The 26382-nt window shown below is 40.2% G+C and carries 33 protein-coding genes; 21 read left to right on the top strand and 12 right to left on the bottom strand.

The window, feature by feature from the left end; translation table 11 throughout:
- Positions 1-336 precede the first annotated feature (336 nt).
- Positions 337-801 carry a heteropolymeric bacterioferritin subunit Ftn gene (gene ftn / locus HLH14_RS14575; RefSeq protein ID WP_067726514.1) on the top strand — a complete coding sequence of 155 codons (465 nt, stop codon included), beginning with the start codon at positions 337-339 and terminating at the stop codon, positions 799-801.
- Between the two features lie 116 nt (positions 802-917).
- Here the strand turns inward: ftn and HLH14_RS14570 are convergent, their stop codons facing one another.
- Positions 918-1490 carry a peroxiredoxin gene (locus HLH14_RS14570; protein WP_378320701.1) on the bottom strand — a complete coding sequence of 191 codons (573 nt, stop codon included), beginning with the start codon at positions 1488-1490 and terminating at the stop codon, positions 918-920.
- Positions 1491-1641: 151 nt separating this feature from the next.
- Here HLH14_RS14570 and HLH14_RS14565 point away from each other — a divergent pair, with 151 nt between their 5' ends.
- The 5 genes from HLH14_RS14565 (at position 1642) to bioD (ending at position 6369) form a co-directional block, all read left to right on the top strand.
- The gene (locus HLH14_RS14565; RefSeq protein ID WP_067726510.1) at positions 1642-2370 is read left to right on the top strand and encodes an alpha/beta hydrolase family protein; all 729 of its coding nucleotides are present in this window, start codon (positions 1642-1644) and stop codon (positions 2368-2370) included.
- 86 nt (positions 2371-2456) lie between these two features.
- Complete coding sequence (bioA, locus tag HLH14_RS14560; RefSeq protein WP_067726508.1) at positions 2457-3782, top strand: adenosylmethionine--8-amino-7-oxononanoate transaminase; 1326 nt, start codon at positions 2457-2459, stop codon at positions 3780-3782.
- Positions 3783-3817: 35 nt separating this feature from the next.
- A complete protein-coding gene (locus tag HLH14_RS14555) occupies positions 3818-4951 on the top strand; it encodes an 8-amino-7-oxononanoate synthase (RefSeq protein ID WP_378320699.1) in 1134 nt (377 codons plus the stop codon).
- Positions 4952-4957: 6 nt separating this feature from the next.
- On the top strand, positions 4958-5731 hold the full coding sequence (gene bioC, locus HLH14_RS14550; RefSeq protein ID WP_067726504.1) for a malonyl-ACP O-methyltransferase BioC: 774 nt from the start codon (positions 4958-4960) through the stop codon (positions 5729-5731).
- The gene (bioD, locus tag HLH14_RS14545; protein WP_067726502.1) at positions 5728-6369 is read left to right on the top strand and encodes a dethiobiotin synthase; all 642 of its coding nucleotides are present in this window, start codon (positions 5728-5730) and stop codon (positions 6367-6369) included. The genes bioC and bioD overlap by 4 nt, the downstream gene beginning before the upstream one ends.
- A 71-nt stretch (positions 6370-6440) precedes the next feature.
- Here bioD and rluB read toward each other — a convergent pair whose 3' ends face one another.
- Genes rluB through HLH14_RS14530 form a run of 3 tightly spaced genes read right to left on the bottom strand, consistent with a single transcriptional unit; the run spans position 6441 to position 9006 of the window.
- Complete coding sequence (gene rluB / locus HLH14_RS14540) at positions 6441-7583, bottom strand: 23S rRNA pseudouridine(2605) synthase RluB (RefSeq protein ID WP_081406260.1); 1143 nt, start codon at positions 7581-7583, stop codon at positions 6441-6443.
- Between the two features lie 41 nt (positions 7584-7624).
- Entirely contained in the window at positions 7625-8215 is a 591-nt protein-coding gene (gene scpB / locus HLH14_RS14535) for an SMC-Scp complex subunit ScpB (protein ID WP_067726500.1), read from the bottom strand.
- Positions 8212-9006 (bottom strand): segregation and condensation protein A, encoded by a 795-nt coding sequence (locus HLH14_RS14530; RefSeq protein ID WP_067726499.1) that lies wholly within the window; start codon positions 9004-9006, stop codon positions 8212-8214. Before HLH14_RS14530 ends, scpB begins: the two co-directional genes overlap by 4 nt.
- Positions 9007-9302: 296 nt before the next feature.
- On the opposite strand from HLH14_RS14530, the gene HLH14_RS14525 reads away from it, so the two are divergent.
- Positions 9303-10031: a GNAT family N-acetyltransferase gene (locus HLH14_RS14525; RefSeq protein WP_067726496.1), complete on the top strand. Its 729-nt coding sequence runs from the start codon at positions 9303-9305 to the stop codon at positions 10029-10031.
- 25 nt (positions 10032-10056) lie between these two features.
- Here HLH14_RS14525 and HLH14_RS14520 read toward each other — a convergent pair whose 3' ends face one another.
- From HLH14_RS14520 to HLH14_RS14510, 3 genes are all read right to left on the bottom strand, one after another.
- Entirely contained in the window at positions 10057-10359 is a 303-nt protein-coding gene (locus tag HLH14_RS14520; RefSeq protein ID WP_081406259.1) for a hypothetical protein, read from the bottom strand.
- An 18-nt stretch (positions 10360-10377) separates the two neighbouring features.
- Positions 10378-10995 (bottom strand): L-threonylcarbamoyladenylate synthase, encoded by a 618-nt coding sequence (locus tag HLH14_RS14515; RefSeq protein ID WP_086194281.1) that lies wholly within the window; start codon positions 10993-10995, stop codon positions 10378-10380.
- 84 nt (positions 10996-11079) lie between these two features.
- Positions 11080-11742, bottom strand: a complete 663-nt coding sequence (locus tag HLH14_RS14510) for an elongation factor P hydroxylase (protein WP_214645765.1) — start codon at positions 11740-11742, stop codon at positions 11080-11082.
- Between the two features lie 97 nt (positions 11743-11839).
- On the opposite strand from HLH14_RS14510, the gene HLH14_RS14505 reads away from it, so the two are divergent.
- The 6 genes from HLH14_RS14505 to lysM all read left to right on the top strand — a co-directional run bounded on the left by HLH14_RS14505 (position 11840) and on the right by lysM (position 15540).
- A complete protein-coding gene (locus tag HLH14_RS14505) occupies positions 11840-12397 on the top strand; it encodes a YceD family protein (RefSeq protein WP_171533342.1) in 558 nt (185 codons plus the stop codon).
- A gap of 77 nt (positions 12398-12474) precedes the next feature.
- Positions 12475-12657, top strand: a complete 183-nt coding sequence (gene rpmF, locus HLH14_RS14500; protein ID WP_067726483.1) for a 50S ribosomal protein L32 — start codon at positions 12475-12477, stop codon at positions 12655-12657.
- 158 nt (positions 12658-12815) lie between these two features.
- Positions 12816-13802, top strand: coding sequence for an ACP S-malonyltransferase (gene fabD / locus HLH14_RS14495; RefSeq protein ID WP_171533341.1), 987 nt, complete (start codon positions 12816-12818; stop codon positions 13800-13802).
- Positions 13799-14533 carry a 3-oxoacyl-ACP reductase FabG gene (gene fabG / locus HLH14_RS14490; RefSeq protein WP_067726478.1) on the top strand — a complete coding sequence of 245 codons (735 nt, stop codon included), beginning with the start codon at positions 13799-13801 and terminating at the stop codon, positions 14531-14533. The genes fabD and fabG overlap by 4 nt, the downstream gene beginning before the upstream one ends.
- An 86-nt stretch (positions 14534-14619) precedes the next feature.
- Positions 14620-14856 (top strand): acyl carrier protein, encoded by a 237-nt coding sequence (acpP, locus tag HLH14_RS14485; protein WP_004651013.1) that lies wholly within the window; start codon positions 14620-14622, stop codon positions 14854-14856.
- 201 nt (positions 14857-15057) lie between these two features.
- Positions 15058-15540, top strand: a complete 483-nt coding sequence (lysM, locus tag HLH14_RS14480) for a peptidoglycan-binding protein LysM (protein ID WP_171533340.1) — start codon at positions 15058-15060, stop codon at positions 15538-15540.
- A 40-nt stretch (positions 15541-15580) separates the two neighbouring features.
- On the opposite strand, the gene HLH14_RS14475 is transcribed toward lysM, so the two are convergent.
- Positions 15581-16177, bottom strand: a complete 597-nt coding sequence (locus HLH14_RS14475; protein ID WP_171533339.1) for a hypothetical protein — start codon at positions 16175-16177, stop codon at positions 15581-15583.
- Between the two features lie 393 nt (positions 16178-16570).
- Here HLH14_RS14475 and rutD point away from each other — a divergent pair, with 393 nt between their 5' ends.
- The 8 genes from rutD (at position 16571) to HLH14_RS14435 (ending at position 23642) form a co-directional block, all read left to right on the top strand.
- Positions 16571-17383 (top strand): pyrimidine utilization protein D, encoded by an 813-nt coding sequence (rutD, locus tag HLH14_RS14470; protein ID WP_171533338.1) that lies wholly within the window; start codon positions 16571-16573, stop codon positions 17381-17383.
- Positions 17384-17761: 378 nt separating this feature from the next.
- Positions 17762-18877, top strand: coding sequence for a pyrimidine utilization protein A (gene rutA / locus HLH14_RS14465; protein ID WP_131270991.1), 1116 nt, complete (start codon positions 17762-17764; stop codon positions 18875-18877).
- Complete coding sequence (rutB, locus tag HLH14_RS14460; RefSeq protein ID WP_171533337.1) at positions 18874-19635, top strand: pyrimidine utilization protein B; 762 nt, start codon at positions 18874-18876, stop codon at positions 19633-19635. Before rutA ends, rutB begins: the two co-directional genes overlap by 4 nt.
- 19 nt (positions 19636-19654) lie before the next feature.
- Positions 19655-20035, top strand: coding sequence for a pyrimidine utilization protein C (gene rutC / locus HLH14_RS14455; RefSeq protein WP_131270989.1), 381 nt, complete (start codon positions 19655-19657; stop codon positions 20033-20035).
- A 173-nt stretch (positions 20036-20208) separates the two neighbouring features.
- Positions 20209-20718 (top strand): NADH-dependent FMN reductase RutF, encoded by a 510-nt coding sequence (rutF, locus tag HLH14_RS14450; RefSeq protein WP_235940527.1) that lies wholly within the window; start codon positions 20209-20211, stop codon positions 20716-20718.
- A 33-nt stretch (positions 20719-20751) separates the two neighbouring features.
- On the top strand, positions 20752-22107 hold the full coding sequence (gene rutG / locus HLH14_RS14445) for a pyrimidine utilization transport protein G (protein WP_171533335.1): 1356 nt from the start codon (positions 20752-20754) through the stop codon (positions 22105-22107).
- Positions 22108-22116: 9 nt separating this feature from the next.
- Entirely contained in the window at positions 22117-22989 is an 873-nt protein-coding gene (locus HLH14_RS14440) for an NAD(P)-dependent oxidoreductase (RefSeq protein ID WP_171533334.1), read from the top strand.
- Between the two features lie 239 nt (positions 22990-23228).
- A complete protein-coding gene (locus HLH14_RS14435; protein ID WP_171533333.1) occupies positions 23229-23642 on the top strand; it encodes a TM2 domain-containing protein in 414 nt (137 codons plus the stop codon).
- 44 nt (positions 23643-23686) lie between these two features.
- Here the strand turns inward: HLH14_RS14435 and HLH14_RS14430 are convergent, their stop codons facing one another.
- From HLH14_RS14430 to HLH14_RS16095, 4 genes are all read right to left on the bottom strand, one after another.
- Positions 23687-24292, bottom strand: coding sequence for a DUF805 domain-containing protein (locus tag HLH14_RS14430; RefSeq protein WP_171533332.1), 606 nt, complete (start codon positions 24290-24292; stop codon positions 23687-23689).
- 146 nt (positions 24293-24438) lie between these two features.
- Positions 24439-24672, bottom strand: coding sequence for a DUF2188 domain-containing protein (locus HLH14_RS14425; protein ID WP_067726458.1), 234 nt, complete (start codon positions 24670-24672; stop codon positions 24439-24441).
- A gap of 62 nt (positions 24673-24734) precedes the next feature.
- Complete coding sequence (locus HLH14_RS14420; protein ID WP_171533331.1) at positions 24735-26018, bottom strand: ribonucleotide-diphosphate reductase subunit beta; 1284 nt, start codon at positions 26016-26018, stop codon at positions 24735-24737.
- A 140-nt stretch (positions 26019-26158) separates the two neighbouring features.
- Positions 26159-26290: a preprotein translocase subunit YajC gene (locus HLH14_RS16095; RefSeq protein ID WP_228139769.1), complete on the bottom strand. Its 132-nt coding sequence runs from the start codon at positions 26288-26290 to the stop codon at positions 26159-26161.
- Positions 26291-26382: the final 92 nt, after the last annotated feature.

Below are 26382 nucleotides of genomic sequence, written 5' to 3'. Positions count from 1 at the left end.
TGTATTTAATTCGTTTAAATGAGATGTAATTGCTACCGAATGATGTACCAAGACCTGTATCACAAGGTTAAAGTCATTTATTCGTTGATGGAATAAGAACCATTTGTAATCGTTACAAATCTTAAAAATATACTTTTATAGTTTAAATCAGCCTTGCTGAAATTGCTTCAATTACGCAAAGGCTTATTTTTTATATGGAAAGTTTTGTTAAATACACTGCAAATGCGTATGTTTCTCATTTTAATTTTATAAAAATCATAAACTTACATAATTTTTATTTTGCATTGGTGGTAGCTTTTGTCCATAATATTAGAAAAAGGGTATGGAGTAATTGAAATGCGTGGCAATCCAGAAGTCGTAGACTATCTAAATATGTTGATCGGTGGCGAACTGGCTGCTCGTGATCAATATTTGATCCATTCTCGTATGTATGAAGATTGGGGTTTAACGAAGATTTTTGAACGTATCGACCATGAAATGCAAGAAGAAGCATCGCATGCCGATTCGCTTATTCGCCGTGTATTATTCCTGGAAGGTACACCGAATATGAACCGTGATGACATCGAAACAGGTGAAGATGTTGTCACGTGTTTAAAGGCAGATTTAAAACTCGAATATCATGTGCGTGAAAAATTGGCGCAAGGTGTAAAACTTTGCGAAGAAAAAGGCGATTACGTAACCCGTGAGATGCTTCGTCAGCAAATGTCTGATACTGAAGAAGATCATACTTATTGGTTGGAAAAACAAATTCGTTTGATTGAATTGATTGGTTTGCAGAATTATATTCAATCGCAAATGTAAGATTGCAGATTTAGATAGAGAAAGCCTGACAAGAGTCGGGCTTTTTTATGTCTTAAATTTTATCATTTGAGCCGAATCATACTGTCTGGATTTTGAATATTTGAATAATCGAAGATCTATTTTGAAAACTTTTGAATATCTGCCAAGACTTGAACGGCATGTGATTGTGTATTTACACTGTTGTAGTGATAAACAATAGTTCCTTTGGGATCAATCAAAAAGCTTTCTCGCTTGGCGATTTTAGTAATACCGAGGTTACGGACAATCCCGAATTGATCTGCCAGTTGATGATGATTGTCAGCCAAGATCGGAAAAGGTAAACCCAACTTTTCTGAAAATTTTTGATGAGATTTAACATCATCCAAACTCACGCCCAACACCACCGCATTACTTTTTAAAAATTGTGGATACAGTGCCTTGAACTGATTGGCTTCTTGAGTGCAACCCGGTGAATTGTCTTTGGGATAAAAATACAAAACCACCCATTTGCCTTTGTATTGGCTTAAGGAATGCCATTTGCTGTTTTGATCCTGTAATTTAAACGCAGGTGCGGATTTTCCGACCCATTGTTTTTGAGAAGTTTCAGACTTTGAAAAAATGGAACTTTCAGCAGATGCGAGCTGAGTAAGACTTAAGCTTACACTCATACACAGCAAAGTGATTTTGCATATTTTAGAAGCGTTCATAATATTCTGCATATTCTTTTTGTTAGGATCTCTGCAAATACTAACAAAATAATATTCATCAAACGTACATTATTTTTGATGGATTTTGTGCAGTTTAAAATCAATAAAATTTTATATACTGTAGTCAGTCAGAGCACGGATTTAAGGATTAACATTGCAGCAACGTATTTTACTTATCACAGGTTGGGGTGGTGGCACCAAACTGCTTAATTCTTTAAAACAGGCCTTGCAACAACAAGGTGATCAAGTTGAATTGATCAATATCTTTAATGCCTTTGATGAGCAGATATTGCAACAACACGTTGAACTGGCTAAACAGTTTGATGTCATTCTGGGGTGGTCTTTAGGTGGGCAGCTGGCCGCTTTGCTGGTGGATCAAATTGAACAACAATATGCAGAAAGAAAAGTCCTGATCACCCTCGCGTCTAATCCTTGTTTTGTTGCCAATGATTCATGGCAAACGGCAATGGCTCAGCATACATTTCAACAATTTAAACAGTCCTTTGAACAGGATGCAATTACAACCTTAAAGAAATTTGGCTATATGGTCTGTCAGGGGGTAAAAAGTACCAAGGCAGATTTCGTCACATTGCAAAGTTTAATTCAGCCACAGCAAATTCAGCTATTAAAGCAAGGTTTAAATTTACTGGAGCAATTAAATGTTGCAGATATATTAAAAAACTATAAGGGGAAGCAATATCATTTGCTTGCACAGCAAGATGCTTTAGTTAGTTGCAAAGTTATAGATAATCTTCAAAATTTAAATGCAAAGTTTTTAGATGTTAATCTGATTGCTGGCTCGCATGGTTTTCCTATCTCCCATGCAGAAGAAACAAGTGACAAAATATTCCAGTATTTAAAGAAAATAAAACAAACATCTTGATAAATGGCTTATCTCGCAATTCCTTTTTGTTCGGTGTCGGTTTAAGATCTAAAAATTAGGATTTTTATGCACTGTTAGAGGTAAGGATGACCGAGTTAACTGATCTAGAATTTGATCTTGAACATATCTGGCATCCTTATACTTCCATGACGCAACCCTTGCCGACTTTTAAAGTGAAAAAGGCCTATGGTGCAATCATTGAACTGGAAGATGGGCGACAACTGATTGACGGCATGTCATCTTGGTGGTGTGCCATTCATGGTTATAACCATCCTGAGCTGAACAAGGCAGTAACTGATCAATTACAGAAGATGTCACACATCATGTTTGGTGGGTTTACCCATGATCCTGCGATTGAACTCGGCAAAATTCTGTTAAAAATAACACCGCCCAGTCTTGATAAAATTTTTTATGCCGATTCAGGATCGGTCGCTGTTGAAGTGGCACTGAAAATGGCGGTGCAATACTGGTCTGCAAAAGATGGGTCTTCAAAAGATGGGTCTGCACAAGGTCAGTCTCAAAAGACCAATTTCGTGACGCCACGCTCTGGCTATCACGGCGATACCTGGAATGCGATGTCAGTTTGTGATCCAGTCACAGGGATGCATCAAATTTTTGGTTCCAGTCTACCGAATCGTTTCTTTGTTCCCGCACCACAAGTTGGTTTTTATGATGAATGGAATCAAGCAGATATCGCTGAATTAGAACAAGTCCTAAAAAATCATCACCAGACTATTGCCGGTTTAATTCTGGAACCCATCGTGCAGGGTGCAGGCGGGATGCGGTTTTATCATCCTGAATATTTACGCCAAGCCAAATTGCTCTGTGAAAAATACCATGTGCTGTTAATTTTCGATGAAATTGCCACCGGTTTTGGGCGTACCGGAAAACTGTTTGCATGGGAGCATGCACAAGTTGAACCTGACATCATGTGTATCGGTAAAGGTTTGACGGGGGGCTATATGACGCTTTCGGCAACTTTAACCAGCAAGCATGTTGCGGAAACCATTAGTCAGGGCGAGGCGGGGGTGTTTATGCATGGTCCCACCTTTATGGCGAATCCACTGGCATGTGCTGTTGCGTTGAAAAGCACCGAGGTTTTATTGGCGCAGGATTGGCAAGCGAATATTCAACGTATCGAAAAACAGTTAGTACAACATTTACAACCCCTGTCACAACTTGATTATGTACAGGATGTGCGGGTACTGGGTGCCATTGGTGTGGTTGAATTGAGCTTTAATGTCGACATGAAAACCTTGCAACAACAGTTTGTTAAACGCGGGGTCTGGATACGTCCATTTGGCAAATTGGTCTATGTGATGCCACCGTACGTGATTAGTGAGCAAGAACTCAATACCTTGTTGCAACAACTGGTTGAAGTGGTTGAGCAGATGCAAGAGGTTTTAGTATGAACTTGTTGAATGACACTCTGCTAAATAACTATGCAATGAAGCTAGATGAGTTAAAGCAGGAGGGTAATCTGCGTCAATTTACTTCAAATGTTCAGCAAGGTCGGATGATCGAAATTAATAGTCAGAAGATGCTCAACCTTTCATCCAATGATTATTTGGGTTTGGCATCAGATTTAACTTTGCGTGAACAGTTTTTTAATGAAACGCCGAATGAACTGCGAATCATGAGTTCATCATCTTCACGTTTGCTGACCGGGAATTTTCCTGAATATGAGCAACTGGAATCAAGTTTAAGTCAGGCGTTTCATGGTCGTGCTGCACTGTTATTTAACAGTGGCTATCACATGAATATCGGGATTTTACCTGCGCTGAGTGACAGTCGAACATTAATTCTTGCAGATAAACTGGTGCATGCCAGTATGATTGATGGTATCCGTTTATCAACGGCGAAGTATGTCCGTTATCGACATAACGACCTGAATCATCTGACTCAACTTTTGCAAAAGTACCATGCAGATGAAGCTTTTGATCGCATTATTGTGGTGACTGAATCCATTTTTAGTATGGATGGTGATGAAACAGATTTGGCTGAACTGGTGCGGATTAAAAAGCAATTTGCTAAAGTCATGCTTTATGTCGATGAAGCCCATGCTATTGGTGTGCGAGGTGAGCAAGGTTTGGGTTGCGCTGAACAATATGGCGTGATTGATGATATTGATTTGCTGGTGGGGACTTTTGGTAAAGCGCTGGCATCTGTCGGTGGTTATCTGATTTGTCATTCTATTATCCGTGAATATTTGATTAATAGCATGCGTCCGCTGATTTTCAGTACTGCACAACCACCGATCTGTATGGCATGGACTGATTTTATTTTCCAAAAGGTTTTGGCATTAAAATCAGAGCGTCAGTATTTACATAGTATCAGTCAGTATCTACAACAAGCGGTTCTGAAAAAAGGTTTTGATTGTCCTTCAACATCGCATATTGTGCCGGTGATTATCGGAGAGTCGCAAAAGACTGTGGCTAAAGCAAAGCAGCTTCAGCAGGCCGGTTTTTATATCATGCCGGTGCGTCCACCGACTGTGCCAAAACACAGTTCAAGATTGCGTATTTCACTGACCACGCAGGTGAGCCAAACTGATCTCGATCAGCTTGTGGCATTGTTGTGAGTTTGCATGGTGAATATTGATAAATCACAAGTCGCGCAGCGTTTTGAGAAAGCAGCACAAAGTTATACTCAACATGCGGTGGTGCAAAAACAGATTTGCCAGAATTTAATTGGGTTGATGCAAGAACACTTATCCAAAAACAGTTTAGATCGTGTTTTTGAAATCGGTTGTGGTTCGGGTAATTTAAGCCATTTGCTGATGCAAAATTTTCAAATCAAACAACTGTTTTTAAATGACCTGTATCCAGAAGTTCAACAACATTTTTCTAAATCTAAAAAAATAGAATGGCTGATTGGGGATATTGAACAACTAGATTTTCCACAATCCCTTGACCTGATTGCATCCAGTTCAGCTTTGCAATGGATCTGTGATTTAGAGGCTATCTTTAAAAAATGTTCTGATGCATTAATTGATGAAGGCTATTTTTGTTTCTCGACGTTTGGTCAGCAAAATTTAAAAGAAATTAAGGCACTGACTGGACAGGGTTTGGATTATCTTAGTCTTGAAGAGATTCAGGAAAAGTTGATGCAGCAGGATTTTGAAATCCTGCATCTTTCAGAAAATATTGAAACTTTAATTTTTCAACATCCTAAACAAGTGCTGCAACATTTAAAAGCTACCGGTGTGACTGCAACAGCATCGCAGCATCGTTGGAGCAAACAGTCTTTGCAGCAATTTTATCAAGATTATCAGCAATTTTCAGAACTTGATCAGCGTGGTCAGCGCCATTATCAGCTGAGTTATCATCCTATTTATTGCATTGCACGGAGCAAGCCATGACAGCACCCGTTTATTTTATCAGTGGTATTGATACCGGTATTGGCAAGACCTATACCACGGGTTATCTGGCAAAGTTATGGAACGCACAGGGCAAGAAAACCATTACCCAAAAGTTGGTACAAACCGGAAATACTGATATTTCTGAAGATATTGAACAGCACCGCGAAATTATGCAGATGGGCTGGTTTCCTGAAGATGAAACTAAACTGACCATGCCTGAGATTTTTACTTATCCGGCTTCGCCACATTTAGCAACCAAAATTGATGGTCGTGAAATTGATTTTCAGAAAATTGCAGATGCGACTCAACAATTGGCTAATAAATATGAGGTGGTTTTACTGGAAGGGGCAGGTGGTTTGATGGTGCCTTTAACCACAGAATTGCTGACGATTGATTATCTGGCTGAAAAGAAATTTCCTGTAATTTTGGTCAGTTCAGGACGTTTAGGCAGTATTAATCATACTTTGCTGAGCTTGGAAGCTTTGAAAAGTCGTGGGTTAGAATTGTATGCGTTAGCTTATAACTTAAATGATGAATCGCAAGATGAGCTTATTTCTAAAGACACTTCGGATTATTTAAAAGCGTATTTGGCGAAACATTTTCCTCAGGCACAGTGGATGGATATTCCAGTGCTTTAAAGCTTTCTCTTTCTAGAAGAGGAAAAAAAGCCACTCATTTGAGTGGCTTTCCTTTTAAAAGCATTTAAGAATTAAAATTTCTTAAAGCCTTTATTCAAACCAAATGGTTTACGTTGTGCAAATTTATCTGTAGCGCGGTTTTGGTTTTCAAACGTATTGCCATTACGCTCAGTAGGCGCACGGTTACCACGATCATCGCCACGCGGTTCTGAACGATCATTACGAGTGTTAAAACGGTTATCGCTAGTGCCTTCTGTACGAACAGGACGATTATTGAAACGGTTGTCGCTGCGGTTATCAGCACGGCCATTTTCAGGACTGGCTTGACGTTGGTCACGACGCTGTTCCGGTTGAGCTTCACCTTCATTATCACGACGTTGCTGACGTAAATAACCACCACGACGTGCAGCCATTGGTTTTTCTTGCATACGTTCGTTACGACGTTTTGCCATACCAAACAAGCCAGTACCTTGACGTGGTTTCAACTCAACAGATTTAGTCAAGTTATCGATATCACCTTTGTCAAGCTCAATCCAACGACCCGTACGAAGTTCGCGAGGTAGAATTACAGTGCCATAACGGGTACGAAGCAAGCGGCTGACTTTAAGACCTTGCGATTCGAAAATACGACGAACTTCGCGGTTACGACCTTCTTTTACAACCACTTGATACCAGCGGTTAATCCCTTCACCACCAATTTCAGAGAATGATTCAAATTTTGCCGGACCATCATCCAGAACAACACCTTCAGTCATGTTCTTTTTGAGTTGTGGCGTTACTTCACCCATAACACGAACCGCGTATTCACGCTCAATTTCGTTTGAAGGGTGCATCAAGCGGTTTGCCAATTCACCATCGTTTGTGAACAATAACAGACCAGTCGAGTTAATGTCCAGACGACCGACCATCACCCAACGATCGCCCGGAATAGACGGCAATTGTTCAAATACGGTTGGACGGTTTTCAGGGTCGCTGCGTGAGCAAATTTCGCCTTCAGGCTTATAATAAATAATCACACGACGACGAATTTCGTCTTCAATCTGGAATTGGACTTTACGACCATCGATGCGAAGCTCATCACCTGGTTCAATGCGTTCACCCACTTGGGCAACACGTCCGTTGATACTTACACGACCAGCGGCAATGACTTCTTCCATATAACGGCGAGAACCCAAACCAACGCGTGCAAGCACCTTTTGTAATTTTTCACTCATGACAGCATAACCTTAGAAATTATCATCAACAGTTCACCTATCTATGACTTCGGTGCGTGAGCATCGAGGGCCATAAAAGCTTCCTTGGCATCCTGCAGGGGAGGCAATTGACCCAGTGAAGACAGGCCAAATGCATTTAAAAATTGTGGCGTTGTAACTAACAACGCGGGTCTTCCAGGGAGTTCTCTGAATCCGGACTCTTTAATCCAGTTCCAGTCAAACAAAGATCTTAGTATTTGACTATTGTTTGAAACCCCACGAATCTGTTCAATATCTGCTCGTGTTACTGGTTGATGGTAAGCAATCACAGCAATGGTTTCGAGCAGGGTTGGCGATAAGCGAGTTGGTCGCTCTGGCCAAACCTGGGTAATGATATTGCGATATTTAGCACGAACCTGAAAACGGAAACCTTGTGCTGTTTCCACCAGTTCGATCGATCTGCCATGTTGTAGCATAGCAAGCTGTTGTAAGAATTGACGCAATTCTGGTTTGGTATATTGATTTTGGAACGCTTCTTTTAAACGTGCAAGCGAAACTGCTGCTTCACTGGCAAAAATAATTGCTTCCAGTTGCATCAAAACTTCGTGTTGGTTATCCGCAACAGATAGAGGTATCGCTTGATCATTTATCATGCTTGTACTCCTTGAATCGCAAGTGGTGCTTCAATACCTGTCGCAATAATATTCACTTTTTGTTGGCGTGTAAGTTCTAAAATGGCCATAAAGGTAACCACCATACCCATACGCCCTTGACTCGGTTTCAGCAAGGCTTCGAAATGCAGGATTTCACCTGACTGTAAGCGGCTTTGAATAAAAGCAATGCGTTCTTCTAGCAGTACGGGTTCTTGTTGAATTTGATGGGTAACCGGTTCTGGTCGATTGAACACGCAAAATAAGGCATCACGTAAAAGGCTAATATCATAGCCTTGGTTGTTTTGTGCAATATGACCCAAACTGACATTGGTTGGGAAGGTATCGCGTTCTAGAACTGGCATTTGGCCCAAACGTTCAGCCGCTTGTTTTACACGTAAATAAGTTTCTAGACGATCAATCAGTTGTTGTTTTGGATCTTTTTCAATAACAATGGATGTATTTGCTTTTGGAAGCAATAAGCGTGATTTAAGATCGGCCAATAAAGCCGCCATCACCATATAATCCGCTGTTAATTCAATATTGAGTGACTTCATTGCATCCATGTACGATAAATACTGGGCCGCAATTGGGGCAATATCAAGTTGTAATAAGTCAAAACCGCTTTTTTGAATCAGGTAAATCAGGAAGTCGAGTGGTCCTTCGAAATGCTCTAAAAGAATTTCAAATGCAGCAGGAGGAATATACAAATCCTCTGGAATTGATTCTTGCCACTCATCCATAACGCGGATGGGTGAAGCTTGCTCCATAGGATTATGGATCGGTTGATTCATTACAGTTATAGGCCACGCGAATTTTCAAAGGCATGAAGATGCTATTTCAGATCAGCGGTCAGTATAGGTGCTGGGTGATGAGAAAAAGCACATAATTAATCTGCGTAGTCTAAAGGAAAACGGAGTTCAAATAAATTACAAAAGCTAACAAATGACAAAAAAACCTAAAATAAATAGGGAATTTTTATCTAAGTGAAAAAAACACACATGATGTCATTGTTAGATATATATTTTTTACTGGCGGAAAGGAGGTTTTTTAAGCAATATAAAATCAAGAAAATACTTTGTGATCAGCTATGAAAAATTATCAAAAAGTACAAGAAAATGAATATGGTCAAATCATTGGGATGCCAATATCCAATCCTTTAGCAGTACATCTTTTAGCAGAAAATCTATATGGAAACAGTGTCACATTACATGATTTGTCTGCAACCACACTGAGTGAAGAGCATTTTAAGCAAATTTGGCACTGTGTAAAAACGGAAGTGGATCGCAGTTGCTGGACCTATTTACCTTATTCAGGTTTTGAAACTGAAGAGGAGTTACGAAGTGCTTTAAGGAGTCATTTTGGTTTTAATGGAACAACACATTATTTAATTGAAGTGAACCACACTCTGGTGGGATGGGTGGGTTTAATTAATCAATGTCCTGCGGATCATGTCATCGAAATTGGAAATGTTTATTTTTCTCATCAAATAAAGCAGTCTACGGCATCAACTGAAGTGGTTTATCTGTTATTGAAAGCGTGTTTTGAGCAGGGTTTTCGACGTGTGGAGTGGAAATGTGATGAATTGAATCAACCTTCAAAACGTGCAGCTTTACGTTTTGGATTTCAGTATGAAGGAACCTTTCGTCAACACCGTATAGCAAAAGGTCGAAATCGCAATACGGCATGGTTTTCAATTTTAGATGAAGAATGGGGCAATCTTCAGAAAGCATATCTGGCTTGGTTAAAAGCAGATAATTTTGATCAAAATGGGCAACAAAAGATGCGATTAAAAGACTTTATCGATTTATATAAATAAGTAAGCGATGGACTTATTTCAGTTGCTAAGTATTCATCGCAAACTCAACGATACGTTGGTATGTATCTCGGATGCATAAATTTTGATTCGCAAATTGAGCCACTAATTCATCTACTAAATAAATATCAAGAAAGTACGTATAAACTTTATTTTCAAGGTGAACAGTGGGGGTAGCCTTATCCTTTATATGGATGACCTGGGCTTCAGATTCCAGTGTCCAAGGGCGCTCAACATAAATGGTATCGTCTTCGGGAAATTGATCGATATTGAGTAACACCTGAAATAAGTCAATTTCATCTTTCTCAACATCTTTATTTATTCTTTTCATGGAAGTTGAATAAAGCGCTTATTCAAAAGCGCTTACATCTCCAACACCACGACGAATCACTTCAGGGTGATCACCGGATAAATCCACAATACTGGTGGTGTTTAAAATACCTAGACCCCCATCAATAAACACATCAATACGTTTTTCCAACTCCATTTCAATATCATAAGGATCATCTAAAGGATCTGTATGATTGGGAAGAATCAGCGTACTGGTTAAAAGTGGCTCGCCCAATTCCTTAAGTAACATTCGACAAATCGGGTTACTCGGAATACGCAGTCCAATGGTTTTCTTTTTTGGATGCATCAAGCGTTTAGGTACTTCGCTGGTCGCCGGTAAAATAAAGGTGGTCACTGCCGGGGTATTGTTTTTCAATAAACGATACATGGCATTGTCCACTTTGGCATAGGTGGCAATATCAGATAAATCGGAACAGATAATGGCATATTGGTGTTTTGGACCCAGGCCACGAATTTGTGAAATACGCTCCATGGCATTTTTATTTCCGATTTGGCAGCCAATCGCATACGCAGCATCGGTCGGGTAGACCACTACATCACCTGCACGGATACGTTCTACTGCCTGACTGATCAAACGCGGTTGGGGATTATCAGGATGTACTCTTAAATGAAGCATATTTATTATCTCCCGATTTATTTTTAGACATTATCTGTTGAGTTTACAAAGTCTTGCAATCAGGTTTTGATGAGTTTGTGTAATTCAGTCTAACATTTCACGTTGAAACTCATCACTTTGTAATGTTTTGCCACTTCGCGTGCAGGCACAGATACATTGAATAAAGTGTGCAGCATCGCGAGGAAGTTTGGCTTCACCCTTAAAATATTGCTGAACTTGAGCATAAACATTGTCTTTGAAAGTTGCCCCATCACCGCCATCGCCAGTTAAATTATCCAAAGATACGCGGAATTTTCGAGCAAATGCTTTAGAAAACAACCATTCAATGGCTTGCGGTTTAATTTCCACCTGTTCAAATAAGGCTTGTTGTTCAGCAGTTCTACCATCCGGTGCATACCAGTAACCTAAATCTGCCAATAAGCGTCTTTTGTCGCCAGCGATGCTCCAGTGACTGATTTCATGCAACGCGCTATTAAAGAAACCATGCGCAAACTGAATGCGGGCAGGGGTATCTTTAGTCGCTGGAAAATATTCAGGTTCAAAATCACCACGAACAAGCGTCACATTTAGGTGGGAAAACCAGTGATTAAAGTGTAGTATAAGCCAATCTACTTGTTGAACTTCTGTTTGCAAATTAGCCCAAGGTGAGAGTTGCACATGGTCTAGATAAACAGCAGAATTTGAGGTTGAATGAGTGGTTAACCGTAATGAAGTGGTGACTTCAGGTTGCGGCTGCAACTGATGCATAACTTGTATTACCCAAATGATCTGTCTAAATAAGTACAAAATTGTATCTTAATCTTTGACAGAGTACCGATGAATTTGTAGAATTGCCGCCTTAATTATGTCAGCAAATACCTTTCCGGCACAGATTGAGCCGTTTAAATGGGCTGAACAAGGCTTTACATGGTCAGGTACCCTGCCATTGTCTCGCTTTGTTCGCATTTCCCGTGAAGCTGTTGGATCAATTGATGATCAATTGATTAACATAGACTGTAAGCTATCAATGGATGCGTATCATCGTATCGTATGGTTAGATGGTCATGTTGAAACAAAAGTCCCAATGGAATGTCAGCGTTGTCTGCAGACCGTTGAAATTGATCTTGTTTCAGATTTCCATTTAGCGCTTATAGATGATGAATCACTGATAGAGCGCTTGGATGAGGATGCTGATTTCATCGTCTTTGGTGAAAGTGAAGCAACGACTAAAGGTAGCATTGATGCGCCTGCGTCGGCTGATTTACTCGCGTTGATAGAAGATGAATTGTTATTGTTGATGCCCTTGTCTCCCAAGCATGACGTTTGTGTGCATAAGCATCAACCCGCCGATGAAGACATTGTCGAAGAAAAACGGGATAATCCGTTTGATGTTTTGGCAGGTTTGAAGGGTAAACTTAACTAATTTTTGTGTTATACTGTAAAGTATAAGACAACTGAATTTGTTCTGATCCATTTTTTCGATCTTTGTAAGGAGCCATCATGGCCGTTCAGCAAAACCGTAAAAGTCGCTCTCGCCGTGACATGCGCCGTTCACATGACGCTTTAACCGAGAATGCATTAACTGTAGACCAAACTACAGGTGAGACTCACCGTCGTCACCATGTAACTAAAGATGGTTTCTACCGTGGTCGTCAATTATTCGCTAAAGCATCTGCTGAATAATTTTCGATGTATTAAGCGTCAAGCTTAGTAGAAAAAATGGGAGCGTAAGCTCCCTTTTTTTGTCGCCATTTTTTGTTGTATTTGGCAATTACCAAAACAAAAATTAAGTGTTAAATTTCGCTTCGTAAACGAGCTTAGACTCATGAAAGGATTTTTATATGTCTGCTAAACGACTCGATCAAGCAGCTCAAGCGACAAAAACTGCATTTGTTTTTCCTGGTCAAGGTTCACAAAAAGTTGGCATGTTGGCTGAACTTGCAGAACAGTTTAGTGGTGTGCAAGAAACTTTTGCTGAAGCTTCAGAAGCGATTGGTTTTGATTTATGGCACATTGCTCAAAGTGGTGAAGGGTTAAACCAAACAGAATTTACACAGCCTGTATTGCTGACTGCAAGTATCGCCTTATGGCGCGTGTGGTTAGAATTGGGTGGTGTTGCACCAAAATATCTCGCAGGTCACTCACTGGGTGAATACAGCGCACTGGTTGCTGCAGGGGCGATGAGCCTTGGTGATGCAGTGAGACTGGTGAATTTGCGTGGCAAACTCATGCAAGAAGCTGTTCCTCAAGGACAGGGCGCAATGGCGGCTATTTTAGGTCTGGAAGATGCCAAAGTGATTGAGCTTTGTGAGCAAGTCAATGCACAAGCGAACGGTTCAGTAGAAGCCGCAAATTACAATGCACAAGGTCAAGTGGTTATTGCCGGTGATAAAGAAGCTGTAGAAGCGGTAATGGCTGCAGCAAAAGAACAATCAGGTAAAGCGATTGCATTACCGGTCTCTGTTCCATCACATTGTTCGTTGATGAAACCTGCGGCTGAAAAGTTTGCAGCAGCTTTGGAACAAACTGCCATTGAGCTACCCGGCCTTCCTGTAATACAAAATGTCAACGCGGAAATCGCAACTGATGTGGCAGGAGTTCGTCAGGCATTGACTGCACAATTGTATCAATCTGTGCAGTGGACCAAGACCATGCAATACCTGCAAGATCAAGGTGTGCAATATGTGGTTGAGTGTGGTCCGGGTAATGTCCTTGCCAATCTTGCTAAGCGTTTACCAAATATCGAAAAAGCATTTCCGCTCGACAGTAAAAGTCGTTTGGAAGATGCACTAAATGCCATTTTAGTGGCTGAAGGGAAAATTGCATGACACAAGAACGTAAAGTCGCATTGGTAACAGGTGCGAGCAGAGGGATTGGAGCAGCCATCGCTCAGCAACTCATTCAAGACGGTTATTTTGTCGTTGGTACGGCAACTTCCGAAGCAGGCGCAGAAAAATTATCTGCAGACTTTGCTGAAAATGGTGCGGGTGCAGTACTTGATGTACGTGATGCGACTGCCATTGATGCTTTGGTTACAGATATTGAACAAAAATATGGTCCTGTTCTTGCACTTGTGAACAATGCTGGAATTACCAAAGATAATTTGTTACTACGTATGTCTGAAGATGACTGGGATGATATTCTCAATATTCATCTGAAAGCCGTATATCGTCTATCTAAGCGTGTTTTAAAAGGCATGACCAAAGCACGTTTTGGACGCATTATTAATATCAGTTCTGTTGTTGCCCACTTTGCAAATCCGGGACAAGCTAACTATTCTGCCGCAAAAGCAGGCATAGAAGCGTTTGGTCGTAGCCTTGCAAAAGAAATGGGTAGTCGCCAAATTACGGTGAATGCTGTTGCACCAGGTTTTATTGCAACAGAAATGACAGAACAGTTAAGTGAAGAAATTCGCAAGAAAATGAGTGAACAAGTGGCATTGAACCGTTTAGGTGATCCACAAGATATCGCAAATGCAGTGAGCTTTCTGGCTAGCGAGAAGGCAAGTTATATCACTGGTACTGTTTTACATGTGAATGGTGGTTTGTACATGAGCTAATTAGCTGATGTATAAACTTTCAAAAAATTAGATATTCAATTAAACTAACGGCATTAAAAACGCCACAAGCAATGAGGAGAATTCCTGTGAGCGATATCGAACTACGTATCAAACAAGCGGTTGCAGAACAACTTGGTCTTAAAGCTGAAGAGATTAAAAACGAAGCATCTTTTATGGATGACTTAGGTGCTGACTCTTTGGACTTAGTTGAGCTTGTTATGTCTTTCGAAAATGATTTTGACATCACTATCCCTGATGAAGATTCTAACGAAATCACAACTGTTCAATCAGCGATTGACTATGTTTCTAAGAAACTAGGTTAATTGTTGTTTCAGCTTTGCTGAAAATGAAAGCCACCTTTTAGGTGGCTTTTTTATTGGAAAATCAAAACTATTTTAAACAGCCTTCATTACAGATCATTACGTTTGGTTCACCAAAGACAACCTTTCTTTTATATAAATTTTAGGTATAAAAATAGAACACTATTTTTTTAAATAGCATAAATAACAATATGGAGAAATAAAATGGGTCTTTTTGATTTTGTAAAAGGTATTGGTAAGAAGAATACAGCAGCAGCCGAACCACAGGCAACTCCAGCAGCTTCAACTACTCCCGCAGAGCCATCTGCACAAGAAATTGCAAATAAACTACTCGGACATATCAAAGCTTTGGGCCTGCCTGTAACCGGCTTATCTGTGAGTTATAATGGGACTTCTGATCTGGCGACCATTAAAGGGCAAGTGCAAAGTCAGGCAGATCGTGAAAAGATTGTATTGGCAGTAGGGAATGTAGATCATGTCGCAAAAGTCGATGATCAAATGACAGTAGCAACTCCTGCACCAGAAAGTAAATTCTATACGGTTAAATCGGGTGATACCTTGTCTAAAATTTCAAAGGAACATTATGGTGATGTAAACCAATATAATAAAATTTTTGAAGCCAACCGTCCTTTGTTAAAAGATGCTGATGATATTTATCCAGGACAAGTACTTCGTATTCCAGCTTAATGTTGGATAGGTAAAAAGGCGCTATGAGCGCCTTTTTTTATTAAAATTTGTGCTGTAGTTTCCGTCTGGCAAGTTGTTCTCTACCTAAAAAAACTTTAGGGTTTAAATGATAGTGCTGCACTAAAATCTGGATCAGTTGTCGTCGGTTGTCTTTATTCAACATATTCAGATCAATCTGTGCCATTTTATATTGCTTGCGAAATTCAGGTTTTAAAATAAAGCCGATACTGCACGTTTTCCACTGTTGTTGGCTTAATCCTTTTATTGTAAGTGGTTTAAGCAGATGATACTTTGAGGCATGCGAGGAATAGAGTTGGGCTTTGGACAGCGTATTACGCTGCACCATGCTATTGAGCTTTATTCCAATACTTTGTATGGAGATTGTCTGGCTAGTGACCACAAGTTTCATGTTCATGGCAATACAAGCCAGCATAATGATGAGTGTGACCATTAACCATCCCGACAGGGATTGATCTAATAAATACTGAATCAGACTACTAACATCTTGAACCATATTGAAGTTATTGAGTGAGTGCTGCGCTAAAACAATAAATATAGCAGGGATAAAAATCAGCCCAATGAAATAACGCGGCAGATAGTGACATTGAAATAGGGGATATTCAGTTGCTATGTCCATGAACCCTCACCTTTCAAGAAAAGTATAGATAGGGTGTGATTGCTATTCCTAGCGCACTGACTGTTCCATTATGAGACAGTTAATGCATACGGTTGCTATAAACTTAACTCCTAAGTTACCTTTTGATTTTTTTAATACTTGTTTTAGCATATTATTTTCTTATATTTGTCTTTCTTGTATTCATCTATTTTTGTTGTAGATTTGAGTGTGAAAGTAAATCTTGTTATGCAGTTTTTTAGATTCAAATTTTTACTCTTTCTTGTTTTATATATTTTTTCTGGATTTCACTGTAATCAGGATTTGATATTGATTATCTAATCTAAATTTATGTAATTTTTTTCAGGCACAATTTTTGCTATTTATTCTTAAATTTATTTTAATGAATGGTAAAAAATGAGCTATCAAATTCATCCATGTACACAAAATTTAAATGCCGAGTTCTTGGTTTTATCCTCGGGTTTAGGCGGTCATGCCAGTTTTTGGAAACCTCAAATTGAGACATTAACCCAGTATTTTCATGTGCTGAGTTATGATCAAGAAGGTTGTCATGCAGATTCCGCTCTTTTACCAGAGGAGTATGCAATTACCGATCTGGCAAAACAGTTAATAGAAATTATAAAATTAGAAAGAATTCAGGATTTTCATTTTATTGGACATGCTATTGGTGGATTTATCGGAGCAGAACTGGCGGTATTAATGAAGTCATCTGAAACGACATTATTAAGTCTGACTTGTATCAACTCATGGGATGAACTCGATCCGCATACCCAAAAATGTTTTGAAGCTCGTCTTCATTTATTAAAGTCAGCAGGTGCCGAAGCCTATGTAAGAGCACAGGGATTATTTCTTTATCCGCCAGCCTGGATTTCAAAAAATCATGCACATTTAAAGACCTTAGAAAATATTCAACTCGAAGATTTTCCACCGGCTCCAAATGTACTGAAGCGCATTGAGGCTGCACAGAAATTTAGCATCAATGAACAGCACATACAGGCATTGCAGCATTGCCAATTACACTTCATAGCCAATCAAGATGATTTTTTAGTGCCCGTCCACAAGTCGAGTGATTTAAAGAACGCGCTTGGTCATGGACAACTGAGTATTCTTGCTTCAGGAGCACATGCATCCACGGTCACAGAGCCTGAATTATTGAATAAAACCATGCTTCAATTTTTCCAAAATCATTTTTTAAAAGTGGCTTCTTAATAGTGTTGAGTGAGTCAATCTACAGCTAAAACTTTTATTTTTTAGAAATATGCACAAGGTGTTTTTATACTATTTCAACAAACCGTGATTTTAATATCGCGGTTTTTTTAATTCATTTTTCATAAAAATAAATCTGGTATTGATCAAAATTGAGTTGCTGATTTTAACAATTGTGCATTTTTTTGGAGCCATTATCGCCATAACAGTGCATGATTTTTCTTTTATATTTTACTGTTTGTTAAAATAATATATTTATAACTTATTGATAGTTATATATTAAATAAAATTGGCACAGCATTTGCTAAATATTGATTATAAAAATCAAGTTGATTGCTTGAAGCAATTTTATAACCAAATGGTAAAAATGAGGTGTTAATAATGAAAATAGGCGTCTTTTGTCCAATCGGAAACAATGGCTGGTTACTGTCTGAAAATGCACCGCAATATAAACCTAGTTTTGAAATGAACAAGCAAATTGTGCAACGTGCAGAACATTATGGCTTCGACTTTGCACTCTCCATGATCAAGCTGCGTGGCTTTGGCGGGAAAACCGAATTTTGGGATCATAACCTCGAAACATTTACTTTAATGGCAGGACTGGCTGCAGTCACCAGCAAAATTAAAATTTATGCCACAGCGGCAACTTTAGTGATGCCACCTGCAATTGTGGCACGTATGGCATCCACCATTGACTCCATTTCAAATGGGCGTTTTGGTTTAAATGTAGTGACGGGCTGGCAAGCGCCTGAATATAAACAAATGGGTATGTGGCCTGGCGATGAATACTTCGCGAAACGTTATGACTATTTATCTGAATATGTCGAAATTTTACGTGAGCTTTGGGCGACTGGAAAATCGGACTTTAAAGGCGAACATTTCCAAATGGATGATTGCCGGGTGAGTCCAGTTCCACAAGCCGATATGAAAATCATTTGTGCAGGGCAATCCGATACGGGGCTGGAGTTCTCGGCTAAATATGCAGACTACAACTTTGTCTTTGGTAAAGGTCTTAATACACCGAAGGCTTATGCAGATATTAATGATCGCTTAAAGGCACATACCGATAAAACCGGACGCGATGTTCAGACTTATGTGCTGTTTATGGTGATTGCAGCAGAGACCGATGAAGAAGCATTCGCAAAATGGCAAAGCTATAACGATGGGGCAGATGTCGAGGCGATTAACTGGCTGATGAACCAAGGCGGTAAAGATACCAAATCCGGTGCAGATACCAATATTCGTCAAATGGCATCCAGTGTGTCACCAGTCAATATCAATATGGGCACCATTGTCGGTTCTTTTGAAAATGTCGCAAGCATGCTGGATGAAATTGGTGAAATTGAAGGAACTGAAGGCATTCTTTTAACTTTTGATGATTTTATTCAAGGCGTAGAAGATTTTGGCCAAAAAATTCAGCCTTTGATGAAATGCCGTGAGCATATTGTGGTTGAAGGTGAAGCAACTCAAGTTTCAGTTTTGGAGAAATCAGCATGAACACCAATGAATCTTTAGAAAATGTGGTTTGTGCAGGATTTACCCAATCAGCTGGCACTGGAAAAGTGTTAAAGGCACAGCCTGAAGCGATTCAACTTGCAGCTGAGCAAACCGCGCTAATCGTGATTGATATGCAAAATGCCTATATCTCAAAAGGCGGCTATTTAGACTTGGCGGGTTTTGATGTTTCAAAAACCAAACCTGTAGTGGAGAACATCAAAAAAGCAGTGGATGCCGCGCATGCATCCGGTATTCAAGTGATTTATTTCAAAAATGGCTGGGATGATCAGTATGTCGAAGCGGGTGGTATCAATTCCCCTAATTTTCATAAATCCAATGCCTTAAAAACCATGCGTAAGCATCCTGAATTACAAGGAAAATTACTCGCAAAAGGCGGTTGGGACTTTGAACTGATTGATGAACTCATACCCTTGGCTCAAGACATCGTGATTGAAAAACCCCGTTATAGCGGTTTCTTTAATACCGCTTTGGATAGCATGTTACGCAGCAAAGGGATTCGCAATTTGGTGTTTGTTGGTATTGCCACCAATGTCTGTGTGGAATCAACTTTAAGAGACGGTTTTTTTCTTGAGTATTTTGGCGTAGTACTGGGTGATGCCTGTTATCAGGCAGGACCGATTGAAGCACATGAAGCCAGTTTATATAACATTAAAACCTTCTTTGGTTGGGTATCGGACACAGCAAACTTTGTCGAAACCTTTCAAGCCAATAGCAACATTTTAGAAAAATCAGCTTAAAACTTCATAGGGGAACATCATGCCTAAAGAAATTATTTTACCAGCAGGTACTGGTAAGCCACTTGCACCGTACGTACCTGCTACCAAAGCGGACAATATTGTTTATGTGTCGGGCACTTTGGCCTTTGATGAAAATAACAATGTCGTACATGTCGGCGATGCAGCCGCACAAACCCGTCATATTTTGCAAACCATTAAAAAAGTCATTGAAACAGCGGGTGGGACGATGGATGACGTGACCTTTAATCATGTCTTTGTCAAAGACTGGGCCGATTATGCCGCGATCAATACTGTCTATGCCGAGTATTTCCCGGGTGATAAACCGGCACGCTATTGCGTACAAACCGGCTTGGTGAAACCGGATGCTTTAGTTGAAATTGCATCTATTGCCCATGTTTAAATTAAGAAAGTTTTCAAGAAAAACAGATCTAACCAGATATCAATAAAGGACAAAGCTGAAATTCAGTTTGAATGCTCAAGAGTCGAATTTCAGTGATGGAGGTGGTGATGAACAGCAAAATCATGTCGGTTCAATCTACAAAAGATTTAGTACAACATGCGCAAAGTTTTCAAATGACTGCGCCTGAAGCGTATACAGAAATTGATCAGGCAACTTTTAGACAGGGCATGTCCAATTTGGGTGCAGCCGTCAATGTGATTACTACAGATGGTGCAGCGGGTCAGGCCGGTTTTACTGCTTCTGCAGTGTGTAGTGTCACCGATTCACCGCCAACCTTATTGGTGTGTTTAAATCGTTCGGCATCGGTATTTGAAACCTTTAAATGCAACCATGTACTTTGCGTAAATACTCTCGCGGCACATCACACTGAATTATCGAATGTTTTTGGTGGGAAAACATCAATGTCGGAACGATTCTTGCGTGGAAAATGGTCAACACTGATCACACAAGCACCAGTTTTAGATGATGCACTGGTTTCGTTTGACTGTGAGGTGGTGCAAAGCATGTCGGTCGGCAGTCATGATGTACTGATTTGTCAGGTCAAAGCAATGAAACAAAATGAAGGTATGAATGCATTGATGTATTTCAATCGTACGTATTGCGAGCCATATCCCATGAACTAATCCAATATTCCTAATTGAGGGGAGGGGAAACCCATGCAAAAAAAAGAATCGTGGTTTCCGGAATTTAAGCCTTACCAAGGCAATTTAGATACAACACCAGTCCAAATGGATGAATATTTACCTGCGGGGAAAAGCATTGTTTTAGGTCTACAACATGCTTTTGCAATGTTTGGCGCAACGGTGCTTGCACCCTTGTTGATGGGTTTCGATCCGAACTTAACTATTTTAATTACCGGGATCGGAACCATTCTATTTTTCCTGATTACCGGCGGGCGCATGCCGAGTTATTTGGGCTCTAGTTTTGCTTTTATTGGTGCAGTTGCCGCGGCAACCGGTTATGCCGGTGCAGGGTCTAATCCCAATATTGCTTTAGCGCTTGGCGGAACCATTGTTTGTGGTCTGATTTATGCAGGTATTGGTTTGATTGTGATGAAAACTGGTACCAGCTGGATTGAAAAACTGATGCCGCCGATTGTGACTGGTGCAATTGTAATGATCATTGGCTTGAATCTTGCGCCAGTGACCATTAAAAGTGTATCTGCAAGTTCATTTGATACCTGGATGGCGGTCGTCACCATTATATGTATTAGCATGGTCGCGGTGTTTACCCGCGGGCTGGTGCGTCGTTTATTACTTTTACTCGGTATTGTCGCTGCCTATTTCATTTATTTCCTGATGACCAATGTCATGGGTTTCGGTATGCCGATTAATTTTAGCGTCATTTCTGACGCGGCCTGGATTGGTCTTCCAACTTTCCATAGTCCTGTTTTTAACGCCAATGCCATTTTATTGATTGCACCCGTTGCACTGATTTTAGTGGCTGAAAACCTGGGTCACTTTAAAGCAGTATCTGGCATGACTGGCAAGAACTTGGACCCGTATATGGGCCGTGCATTCTTTGCAGATGGTGTATGTACTTCAATGTCAGCATCGGTTGGTGGTACAGGTATGACCACTTATGCAGAAAATATTGGCGTGATGGCGGTAACTAAGGTCTATTCAACGACGGTATTTGTCATTGCCGGTGTGTTCGCGATTTTACTCGGTCTTTCACCTAAATTTGGTGCCGTGATCAGTACCATTCCAGTGGCATTATTGGGCGGTGCATCCATCATGGTGTTTGGTTTGATTACTGTGGCTGGCGCAAAAATCTGGATTGATAACAAAATAGATTTCACTAAAAACAGCACTTTAATTATTGCTGCGGTTAGCCTGATTATGGGAGCTGGTAACTTTAGCCTGAAAATTGGCATCTTCGATTTAGGCGGTATTGGTACTGCAACTTTAGCTGCAATTGCCCTGAACCTGTTTTTAAATCGTGGCGAAGACGCAACCAATTCAGTCGGTGAAAATACAGAAAGTTCAGTTACACCTGTAGTCAATCAATAGGAGTTTATTTTGAGTCATACAATTGCATTTATTGGACTCGGGGCAATGGGATGGCATATGGCCTCCCATCTTCCTAAACTTGGACACGAAGTTTGGGTATGGAACAGAACGCAAGCCAAGGCAGATCATCATTCGATTAGCTTTCAAACCCAATCTGTAGAGATAGAAAAAGCGGTACAAGCTGATTTTATTTTCTCTTGCCTACCGACCAGTGCAGATATAGAACAATTGATTGCAATGCATCCACCCAAGCCAGGCAGTATCTGGATTGATTGCACAAGTGGTGTTCCGCAATCGGCTCAAATCTTAAGTCAACGTCTTAAAAAAATGGGGGTTGAATATTTAGATGCCCCTGTTTCAGGTCAGACCATTGGCGCTGAAAAAGGCACTTTAACCGTGATGATTGGTGGTGATACAGAGGCCTTTGAAAAAGCTAAACCAATCATTGCTGCATTTTCAGGTTTAATTGAATATGTTGGGGAAAGTGGTTCAGGTTTTGCGGTAAAAGCCATTAATAATACTTTGATGGCCACCCATTTATGGGCTTTGGCAGAAGGCTTAACAGTGCTTAAATCCAAAGGGGTAGATTTGTCTGCTGCTTTGAATTGTATTAATCACTCCAGTGGAAAAAGTAGTATCTCTGAAAATATTATGGCGCAGCGGGTACTCAGTCGAAGTTTTGATAAAACCTTTGCTCTGGATCTGTTGCAAAAAGATATTGGCATTGCGGTCGATTTGATCCAGCAAGAGTCATTGCAGCTTCCAAGTATGCACTTGATTCAGGAGCAATTTACCCACTTTGAAAAAGATGAGGCGAGTAAACTGGATTTCTCTGCTGCCATACAGGGTTTGGAAAAAATCAATCAAATCGAGTTACGATAATTATAGCAACGCTTAAATCATTCATTAAAAACCCGGATTAAAAAGTCCGGGTTTTTTTATTTGAAGCGCTTTTGTAATGAAGTTGTTTAGTTGGACTATTTTATAAAATATTTAGAGAAGATTATAAGTACAAGTATTTTAAGTCCTGTTCGAATTATTAGGTTGTTGATATTTGTTTTAAATTTATCCAATTAAACCTATAATTTAAAAAGATAATATAAAGAAAACTAAGGGTATTTATGAAAGGGCAGATATTGGATTTTTCCATTCAGACCAATTCGGGAGTGATCAGTGGTGATGATCAAAACCGTTATCAATTTTCTGGCGCGCACTGGCGTGGGCAAGTTCCACCTGCACGGGGGCAGAAAGTTGATTTTACCGTGGATGGAACAGGTCAGGCCAATGACATTTATATCCTCAGTTCACCTTTAGTATTTCCAACTCAAGTGGGCGATAAAAACAGGATTATTGCAGCAATCTTGGCTTTTTTTCTCGGCGGCTTCGGTATTCATAAATTTTATTTGGGGCAAATCGGTTGGGGCATTGTTTATCTGATTTTCTGCTGGACCTTTATTCCAGCCTTGGTGGCTTTTATCGAGTTCATTATTTACTTGTGTACCTCAGATGAAGATTTTGCCCGAAAGTATGGCTAAATTTTGATTGAATAAAAGGGCGATCTCGCCCTTTTTTATCTGCTTTATTTAGCAGGTTGTCCCCATTGATTATTTTCCCGTTTGGTATCTGAAGCCCACCAGATAATGAGAGGAATAATTCCAATAACAGTCAGGATAAGAAGTTGCCACCAACCCGATCGATTTGTGTCATGTAGACGACGAGAACCTACAGCCAAGCTAGGGAGGAGTAAGGCCAGATTCAATAAACCGTTTAAAGTTTGATGCGTACCTAATATCGCATCAATCATTTGTACAATAATGCCTAAAATGAAAGAAACGAGTACAAAGAACCAAAATTCCTTACGTCGCGCACGTCCATCAAAATTAACATAATTTTTTAAACATTTTACAAACCAGTCAATCATGTTGAATTGTTCTTCAGATTGATTCAGATTTGAAATTTTATCGAGTTGTTGGGACAGGTTTTGAATGATCGGGTTCTGGTCTACTACAATGTAGATCTCAGTAGCATTGCCGGCAGTGTCAATATTAAAATCGACATGTTCTCCACGTGAGGGAGGGCGCTGACCTCGCCATTCTGCACCGGTAAAGTGATAGCGATTTTGGTCATCACCACTGATGATGCCTGTGTTAGTCTGGATTGAAAAATCTAGAATTTGCCCTTTCATTTTAGCCTCTATTTTTATGTTTATATAAGTGAATTTAAATAGTTATTGCGTATCATATTGAATAACATGGTTATAAAGTTAAAGTAAAATCTTGTTTTATTTTTATAAAAAATCCTGCTGAAAGAGCAGGATTATGTTGAGGATATTTACTTTTTATCAACGGGTGGATAAGGATCATTACCATAACTATTGCCAGCACGGATTTGACCATTCTGACCATGAATTTTTGTATCTGATTTTTGGTTACGTGCAATACCTTCGGCTATTTTAATTGCTTCAGCTTGATTGCTTGTAATTTTTGTTGCTTTTGAATTACCAGCACCTTTGACAGCCCATCCATCCGGATGAGGTACGACATGCTGATTTTTTCCTTTAGTCATTTTTGTTTACCTTTATTTTTATTTGAATAAAAAAGCGGAATCCTATGATTCCGCTCTATTTTTTACCAGCTTAACGCGCCACCAGTTTGGTAGTCTGTTACACGTGTTTCAAAGAAATTCTTCTCTTTACGCAAGTCCATCATTTCTGACATCCACTGGAATGGGTTATTCACACCAGCGAATTGTTCAGGCAAGCCAAGTTGCGCTAAACGACGGTTTGCAATGAACTTCAAGTATTCTTCCATCATTGCAGCATTCATGCCCAATACACCGCGTGGCATCGTGTCACGTGCATATTCAATTTCAAGCATCGTGCCTTCAAGAATCATTTGGATGATTTCTTCTTGGAATTCAGCTGTCCACAGACCTGGGTTTTCATTCTTGATCTGGTTAATCATGTCGATACCAAAGTTCAAGTGCATAGATTCATCACGCAGGATGTACTGGAATTGCTCAGCAACACCGTTCATCTTGTTACGACGACCCATAGACAAGATTTGGCTGAAACCACAGTAGAAGAAGATCCCTTCAAGTACACAGTAGAACGCGATCAAGTTGCGAAGCAAGATCTGGTCGTTTTCAGGTGTACCAGTTTTGAAAGTAGGATCACTTAAAGATTGAGTGTATTTCAAGCCCCAAGCCGCTTTACGTGCTACTGACGGTACTTCGCGGTACATGTTGAAGACTTCGCCTTCATCCATACCTAAAGATTCGATACAGTATTGGTAAGCATGCGTGTGAATCGCTTCTTCAAATGCTTGACGCAAGATGTACTGACGGCATTCAGGGTTGGTAATGTGACGGTAAATCGCCAATACCAAATTGTTTGCAACCAATGAATCGGCAGTCGAGAAGAAACCAAGTGAGCGCATCACAATCGTACGTTCATCTTCGGTTAAGCCATTTTCAGACTTCCAAAGTGCGATGTCATGGTTCATGTTTACTTCTTGCGGCATCCAGTGGTTTGCACAACCGTCTAGATACTTCTGCCAAGCCCATTCATATTTGAACGGAACAAGCTGGTTTAAGTCAGCACGACAGTTGATCATTGCTTTATCATCAACCTGCACACGCTGTGCGCCCATTTCAAGCTCTTCCAAGCCTGGCGCAACATCAAGTGTTTCTAAGGCAGCAGATGCTCTTGCCAACGAATCGGCTGAATGTTTTGTTCGACCTTGACTGGTTCTAGCGGGTTGTGCAGCACCCAAATCCGACGCTGATGGTTGTGCATCAGATACCACTTGTGTATGAGTCGCTTTTTGCGGCTCGACGGGCGCAGACTTGAGTTCAGGTGCAGCCGGTTTTTGCGAATCATCTTCGAAATCGTCCCAACTTAGGATAGACATATCAATTCTCTCTTCGATGCTTATATCTGTTATCTGACATCTCACAAACGAAGATGTCTACTATACGCTTATTACGTGTAAGCAAAATTAAGTTTTGCCGATGAAAGCACTAAACTTGTTCGATAGAGCAGATACCCGCACTACTTATTTTGCTTGCGCTGTTGTGCTCGAACCTTAACAAATGCATAGGTCAGAGGTACGTAAAAACAAACAATAAAGGAAATGACCAATACTGCGAGTCCTAACATATAGTTATGGGTCATATGGAGCATGGAAATTTCCTTTATTCTTTTTTGATTTCTTGAATCCCCCTAAATCCCCCTTTTGCAAAGGGGGACTTGCATCCCGTTATTTGCTTCGAGGA

The sequence above is a fragment of the Acinetobacter terrae genome (genome assembly GCF_013004375.1).
GTDB classification, from domain to species: Bacteria; Pseudomonadota; Gammaproteobacteria; order Pseudomonadales; family Moraxellaceae; genus Acinetobacter; species Acinetobacter terrae.
The sequence above is the reverse complement of the archived record's forward strand: the minus strand, read 5'-3'. Positions and strand labels throughout refer to the sequence as shown.